The organism is Exiguobacterium sp. s142, assembly GCF_018618455.1.
In the GTDB taxonomy this organism is placed as follows: Bacteria; Bacillota; Bacilli; order Exiguobacteriales; family Exiguobacteriaceae; genus Exiguobacterium; species Exiguobacterium aurantiacum_A.
In genome coordinates, this window is sequence record NZ_JACSMB010000034.1 from 1 (window position 1) to 6,401 (window position 6,401).

Annotated in this window: 6 protein-coding genes; 2 read left to right on the forward strand and 4 right to left on the reverse strand. The window is 48.9% G+C overall.

Going from position 1 to position 6,401, the window contains the following annotated elements; translation table 11 throughout:
• Nucleotides 1-100: 100 nt before the first annotated feature.
• Nucleotides 101-1,243, forward strand: a complete 1,143-nt coding sequence (locus KNP77_RS16035) for an excalibur calcium-binding domain-containing protein (RefSeq protein WP_251139126.1) — start codon at nt 101-103, stop codon at nt 1,241-1,243.
• Nucleotides 1,244-1,565: 322 nt separating this feature from the next.
• On the opposite strand, the gene KNP77_RS15510 is transcribed toward KNP77_RS16035, so the two are convergent.
• The 4 genes from KNP77_RS15510 to KNP77_RS15525 all read right to left on the reverse strand — a co-directional run bounded on the left by KNP77_RS15510 (nt 1,566) and on the right by KNP77_RS15525 (nt 5,293).
• Nucleotides 1,566-3,215 (reverse strand): IS1182 family transposase, encoded by a 1,650-nt coding sequence (locus tag KNP77_RS15510; protein ID WP_251139127.1) that lies wholly within the window; start codon nt 3,213-3,215, stop codon nt 1,566-1,568.
• A gap of 491 nt (nt 3,216-3,706) precedes the next feature.
• Entirely contained in the window at nt 3,707-4,090 is a 384-nt protein-coding gene (locus KNP77_RS15515; RefSeq protein ID WP_214891695.1) for a hypothetical protein, read from the reverse strand.
• Between the two features lie 136 nt (nt 4,091-4,226).
• On the reverse strand, nt 4,227-4,433 hold the full coding sequence (locus KNP77_RS15520; RefSeq protein ID WP_131444104.1) for a hypothetical protein: 207 nt from the start codon (nt 4,431-4,433) through the stop codon (nt 4,227-4,229).
• Between the two features lie 404 nt (nt 4,434-4,837).
• Nucleotides 4,838-5,293 (reverse strand): JAB domain-containing protein, encoded by a 456-nt coding sequence (locus KNP77_RS15525; protein ID WP_034799670.1) that lies wholly within the window; start codon nt 5,291-5,293, stop codon nt 4,838-4,840.
• 372 nt (nt 5,294-5,665) lie between these two features.
• On the opposite strand from KNP77_RS15525, the gene KNP77_RS15530 reads away from it, so the two are divergent.
• Entirely contained in the window at nt 5,666-6,007 is a 342-nt protein-coding gene (locus KNP77_RS15530) for a YolD-like family protein (RefSeq protein WP_251139128.1), read from the forward strand.
• The last annotated feature ends 394 nt before the right edge of the window (nt 6,008-6,401 follow it).

Genomic DNA, 6,401 nt, shown 5'->3' on the forward strand with positions numbered 1-6,401 from the left:
TGTGTCGTAACTTCATTCTACACGAGGCCATCGCTATGGGCTTTTTTGCGTTCACGTTCAGGTGTTGCACTTAATTTTATAATTCATCAGGAAGAAAAAAATGGCGAAGAAAAATAAAAAGAAAACTCCATCTTCTTTAGAAATCGTAAAAAAGAAGTATTCCAGCTTTTACGTCGCTGGTGGAGCAAAATGGGATTCTAAAATCCTAGACACCATTTTCCTTGTCGCTTCTCCGCGAGAAGGAATTCGTTTTGTCAAAGAGATGCAAGGAAGAGTGATCGAGATTGAACGAATGGGATGGAATGAGTTACCTGAAGAATTAGAAGCGGACCAAATGTTCACGGAGAGAAAATACTTACATAACGACCTTTTTTATTTGTCCGTTCAAAACAGTACTGAAGATGGTCGGGCTATCGTTGATTTGATCGAAAAGAATCGACGTATCATCTTGTTGGCTAGACCGTGGTACAGAAAGGTTTACGGCTATCGAAGCAAATCGACTGCTAAATCCGTTGTGGCTTCAACCGTCTATGCTTTTATGATGACGATGGTTCTCGTAAGTTGCGTTGGTGATGAGGAAGAACTAGAACCTGTAGCTTCTACAGATACTACAGAAGTGAATCAATTGGTTGAAACCGTCGATGAACCGCCTGCTGAAGAAGAAGTTGTAGAAGAAGTTGTAGAAGAACCTGAAGTATTATCTACTGCTTTAGGTGATGTTGAAGTTAAGCCGCTAATGAATGGTGCTGACACTGAAGAAATAGGTAAGTATGCTTTCATTTCGACTACCAGAGATAAAATCACTTCAGATAATTTAATCAAATTCTTTGGAGAAGATACGTCTAAGTTAGATGAAACGAACTTTCTTTTAGTTGATTTACAAGACGGTACGGCACTTCATGCGGTTGGTGGGATGCCTATGTTCACTTACGGAAGTTATGATTCAGGAGAAGACGGCCTGTCTTCACAATGGGAAAACATTTATGTGGATTCGGAACTAGGGACGGTAACAGGGGAGCTTTATAGCGATGTAGATGCAAGTAACGCTATGTTCACTACTGTAGAAGAACCTGAAGTAGTTGAAGCAGAGGAACCGGTTGAAATTATTGAAGAACCGCAGTCTGAATACTTTGAGAACTGTACAGATTTAAGGACAGCCTATCCAGCGGGCGTAGACTCTAGCCATCCCGCATATCAATCAAAAATGGATCGTGATAAGGACGGATATGCTTGCGAACAGTAAGATCACGTACTCTGTCCAAGATTACCCACTATTTTAGTCTGAATCGAGAAGAATAGTCATTGAAACGTTTAGTTGGATTCATTATTATCACACAGACGATTATATTTGGCCTTTTAATCTATGAACTTCATTACCTAGCGAACTCTATCTTACAAGCCGCTGCATTTGCTACTACTCGTGAAGTTACTATATCTTGGAACGACAATCTTTCACTCAGCTTTCTCGTCCCTCTTTTTGCTCTCTTAATTTTAGGCTCCTATCTCATCTTTTCGAAAAATGAAAATAAATCACTTAAATGACCACAAAAGAGGCTGGGACATAACTAGCCGGTTTTAAATCTTTTCAATAAAAAGAGGGGTCCGGTCACCGATTTCCGGTGGCCGGACCCCTTCTTTGCACTTCCGCCGATGCCTATGGCGATGAGCTTCCGTAGGTTCACCGCCATGAGGGCGAAGCCGAGCTCGCGTTTCACGCGCTGTTTTCCCCTGACGGAGAAGCGGGTGAAACCTAAATTGGCCTTCAGATATCCAAAAACTGGTTCCACGTCCGTCTTGCGTCGGGCGTAGAGGGCACCGGTTTTCTCATCCGAAAGCAGCGTTCTCGTCATATATTTTTGTTCCTCCCAGGTCTCGTTCACGCCGACCCGGCGGTGATTCCCTGCCTCGGCCTTCGTGCACAGGTCGCGGAGCGGACAGCCGCCGCAGTCGTTGCTCCGATACATCCGGAACTCGCGGGTGAACCCGTCCCTGTCGGTCGTCCGGGATTCGTGGCTGAACGGGAGCCGCCTCCCGTCCGGACAGGTGAACGCATCGGACTCCTCGTCGTACGCCCAGTTCACGATGTTGAACGGGTTCTCGCGCCATTTTTTCTTCCGTTCCTTCCGGTACATCGTGTACGGGATCAAGGGCACGCGCCCCCGGCGCTCGAGGATGTCCGTATAGTTCGGTTGGCTCCCATATCCCGCATCGGCGACGATGTAGGCAGGTAACTCGAGGAACGTTTCGACCTCGTCGAGGAACGGGGTCAACGTCCTCATGTCGGTCGGGTTCGGATAGACGTCATAGGCGAGCGTGTACTGACCTTCGGTTGCGATCTGCACGTTGTAGCCAGGCTTCAGTTGGCCGTTCTTCATATGATCCTCTTTCATCCGCATGAACGTCGCGTCACGGTCGGTCTTCGAGTAACTGTTCCGTGTACCGAAGATGGCCATGTGTTCCTCGTACCGACGTTTCCGGGCTGCGAAGTCGGCGGCCTGCTTGCGGAGGAGGCGGGGTTCCTTGCGTTTCGCGCGCAGTCTTTTCCGTTCCTCGACGTCGGCCGTCGAGGCGATTTCCTCGTTGAGGGACTCGATCGCTTCTTCGAGTCGCGCCGCGACCTCTTCGAGTTCATGGACCGAGAGCGCGTCCGGGCTCTCCCGTTCGATTTCGGGGATGACCTGGTCGGCCATCAGCTCGTCGTACAGCTGGTTCGACTTCTCGACGAGCGCGGCGCTGTATTTCTCGACGGCCTTGCGCCAGACGAAGGTATAGCGGTTGGCGTTCGCCTCGATCTTCGTGCCGTCGATGAAGATCGCCTCCTCGTCGATCTCGCCGGTCTCGACGAGATGACATCTGAAGGTGACGAACGCCGCCTTCAGGATCGGGGACACGGCCGGGTGGACGCGGAAACGGTTGATCGTCCGATAACTCGGCTCGTGGCCCTGGGCGAGCCACATCATCCGCAGGCTGTCCTTTAGAAGGCCTTCGATCTTTCGGCCTGAGAATACGGACTGTGTGTAGGCGCAGAGGATGATCTTCATCATCATGCGCGGATGGTAGGCCGGGCAGCCCGTCGTTCGCCAGAACGGCTCGAAGGCCTCGTCCGGGATCTGTTCGACGAGGTCGTGGACCGCGAAGGCGATATCGTTTTCCTGAAGACGGACTTCTAAATCTAGGGGCAAAACCAATTGGTTCATGGTATACTCTTTGTACATAGGGGCACCTCCAAAGTTATGGTTTCGTCACTTTAACTTTATCAGAGGTCGCCCCTATCTGTTTAGTCCGAAATGCGTGCACGAACCCATAAAAATGACAAGAGGCCACCGGAGCGAACAAGTCGCTCCCGGTGGCCTCTTTCTTATAAATCTACTGGGTTATGTCCCAGCCTCTTACTTATTCATTAATCTCTTCCATGACCGTATCAAATAAAGTCTACTTTTCAAATATTCCTCATTACAGAGAAAAGATTGAGTGGAGTCTAAACAAAAACACCATTCGGCCGAATGATGTACCTCGCGTGTCACTAGACGTGCCCACGCCCTTGCTTTTGACGTTGTTCTTACGCTCCGTGCCTCCCGTCAGAAAGGGCCAGGAACATAGAGATGCGGCGATGAGCCAGCAGCTCTTGTTATCGGGCCGTCAGGGAGGCAGCGGTGCGATGAGCGACTTCGCCACAAGGCGTTAGACGCTCACGCATGAGCCCGAATCACCATTCCGTCTCCCATGCTCCGTCTTCAGACACGCCCCAATCCTCGAATCGATACTTAATGAGCCAATGGACATGCATCACCTCATATTCGAATACACCCTTAGATAGCTCTGAGACGACGAAGCTGACGTCTCCATCCGCCACCACCCAGGTCCCATATAGATACACTATCTTGATTGGATGCTCTTCTGCATCCAGATAGATCACCACGCGGAAGTAAGGCGAGTTCCGTCCTTCATCGAACCGGACGACCTTCTCGACGCAATGTTCCCTGTCGACGACACGTATCCACTCGGGATGTTCCATCAGTTCCGAGAACACGGTCCGGACGAACGGATCCAATCCCCCGAACGCATAGTCATCAAGCTGCCCCTCGTCCATCACGTCTCACCCCTTCTGGTTCTTTATAGAACGATTCCCCGTCCAGAGCCAGTTCAGTCCTTGTTCATGAACCTACATAAATGAAGACTTTTAAAAAATGTATACACATATACATGTATACAATCATTCCTTTTTCTTATGTACGACGATTCCGTCGAATCATATTGGTATTGAAAAAGACGGTGAGGTGGGTCAAGCGTTCTCCTTCCTTCACATCACAAAGAAGGTCCATGCTCACAAGTTTTAAGTCGTCAAAATCTTCTTGAAGTCGGTCAGGAAGGCGTCGAAGCAACACCTCCGTCATCTCGTCCATCGTCTGTTGGTCTAGTTGAAAATTATCCATCTGAATCATCCTCTCCGTTTGATAGCCCAATGATATCTCGCATCCAAGCAGGCAACATCTCGGCTTATTTCACGTAAGCCCTGGTGTTGTTTCAAACAAGCCCTAGGGCTTGTTTAGAAAACATGGTCATTTTCCATAAACAAACCGTGTTTTCACTTCTGCCATTTCATCAAACAATCTTCTTACGAGACAGACCAAAATAACGTCCAATCTTCACACACGAACCATCTCGTTTTCGTCATACGAAAACGACCCTTTTCCGGATCCCGCTCTATGGATCCAGGCGAGAGCAACGCGAGTCGCCCATCCCGTCAAAGAAAAACGTACGTTTTTCGTCCTTCGTTTTTCGTCCTTGCCCTTCCCGGACGGACCGGGACCGGTCCCCCGGCCCCACTCCATTCCGTTCAACCCATGTACCCTCGCTGTTTCATGCTGACGTATGACTCGTCCGCACCGAGGATGAGATGGTCGAGCACCGGGATGCCGATGAGGTCGCCTGCTTCATGTAACCGTTCAGAGACGAGGATGTCCTCCCGGCTCGGTGTCGGGTCCCCGCTCGGATGCTGATGACAGACGATGAGACACGAGGCGTTGTTCAGGATGGCGCATTTGAAGACCTCTCTCGGGTGGACGACGCTCGAGTTGACACTCCCAACGTGCGCCCGGTGGACGCCGATGACCCGGTTCTTCGTGTTCAGCATGATGACGAGGAACACCTCACGGTCATCGTCCCCGATGAACGATGACCCGATTTGTCGGGCGCTGTCCGGCGAATGGATGATGGCGTGCTCGAGGGCGACCATTTCCTCGCGAACCTCTTGCTTGATACGGATGACCTCGATGATAGCGGATAGTTCCATGTTGGTTTGTCCCCTTTCGGATAAGCTGACCTCAGAACGAACACCGTTGTGCGTCCTGTTGACGGGAACGCAGCGAGCGTCGGGAGACGGTGCAAGGGCGACCGCAGGGAGAGCCTCAAAAAAATGCGTAGAGCAAACGGAGGTCCTGGCTTCCGTAGCCAACGAGCGAAAAGCCTTGCTTTGAGCCTAAAGCGAAGGAAGACGGGCCGGAGGGCGCGTCATTTTTTTGACGTCCCTTGCACCGACGACCAGCGAACTAGAGTACGGAAACAGGACGCACGGATCAACAATCACGAAAAAGACTATTCAAACGAGACAAATCGGGTATAAAATAAGAACAAATGTTCTCTTTATAAAAAAGGAGTGATTGTGATGACGATGTATCGCGATCGGGGTGAGCTGAAATGGATCCCATTCCTCATGCCCGAGCACAAGGCGTTATTGACGAAGTATTATAAAGAAATCCAAAAGATTGAGATGCCCGATATCAACGAACAGGTCCTATCGGTCTATGAGAATGTGCTGAATGACGCAATCTTCAGCGGGGATATAGTCGAGGTAAGGTATGTAGAGGAGCGGGAGATGAAACGATTCAAGGGGTTCGTGCACCGGACGAACTACATGGAGCGGACCGTCGAACTGGCCAATCAGCGGGACGGAATCATCGATGTGCCGTTCGAGGCGATCATTCACGTAGAGCAGGCGATCGACTAACGCCCTGGCGATTGTTCGAAGTCTGCGTCACGAAACGAAGTTTCGCTACTTTTTAAAAATTTAACTTATTGATGTAAATAATTTTAAGTCCTTACACTTTTACTTTCAAAATATATAAGTATTTAAATGTCTTTTCTAAAATTTATATTTAATTTTACAATTCCACTAAAACATTTATAATGGTATATAGTTGAAAATAGGAGGCAAAAAAATGAAAGGATATTCAGAACCGGCAAAGTCATCAAATTATTTTACTGAAAGTGGAATGATGATTTTTCTATTTACTATTATTACTTATTATTTTGTAGGATGAATTATAAAATTAAGTGCAACACCTGAACGTGAACGCAAAAAAGCCCATAGCGATGGCCTCGTGTAGAATGAAGTTACGACA

Bases quoted from the DNA above. Each gene is read 5' to 3' on its own strand.
- KNP77_RS16035 (WP_251139126.1), top strand. From the start codon at position 101: ATGGCGAAGAAAAATAAAAAGAAAACTCCATCTTCTTTAGAAATCGTA.
- KNP77_RS15510 (WP_251139127.1), bottom strand. From the start codon at position 3,215: ATGTACAAAGAGTATACCATGAACCAATTGGTTTTGCCCCTAGATTTA.
- KNP77_RS15515 (WP_214891695.1), bottom strand. From the start codon at position 4,090: ATGGACGAGGGGCAGCTTGATGACTATGCGTTCGGGGGATTGGATCCG.
- KNP77_RS15520 (WP_131444104.1), bottom strand. From the start codon at position 4,433: ATGGATAATTTTCAACTAGACCAACAGACGATGGACGAGATGACGGAG.
- KNP77_RS15525 (WP_034799670.1), bottom strand. From the start codon at position 5,293: ATGGAACTATCCGCTATCATCGAGGTCATCCGTATCAAGCAAGAGGTT.
- KNP77_RS15530 (WP_251139128.1), top strand. From the start codon at position 5,666: ATGACGATGTATCGCGATCGGGGTGAGCTGAAATGGATCCCATTCCTC.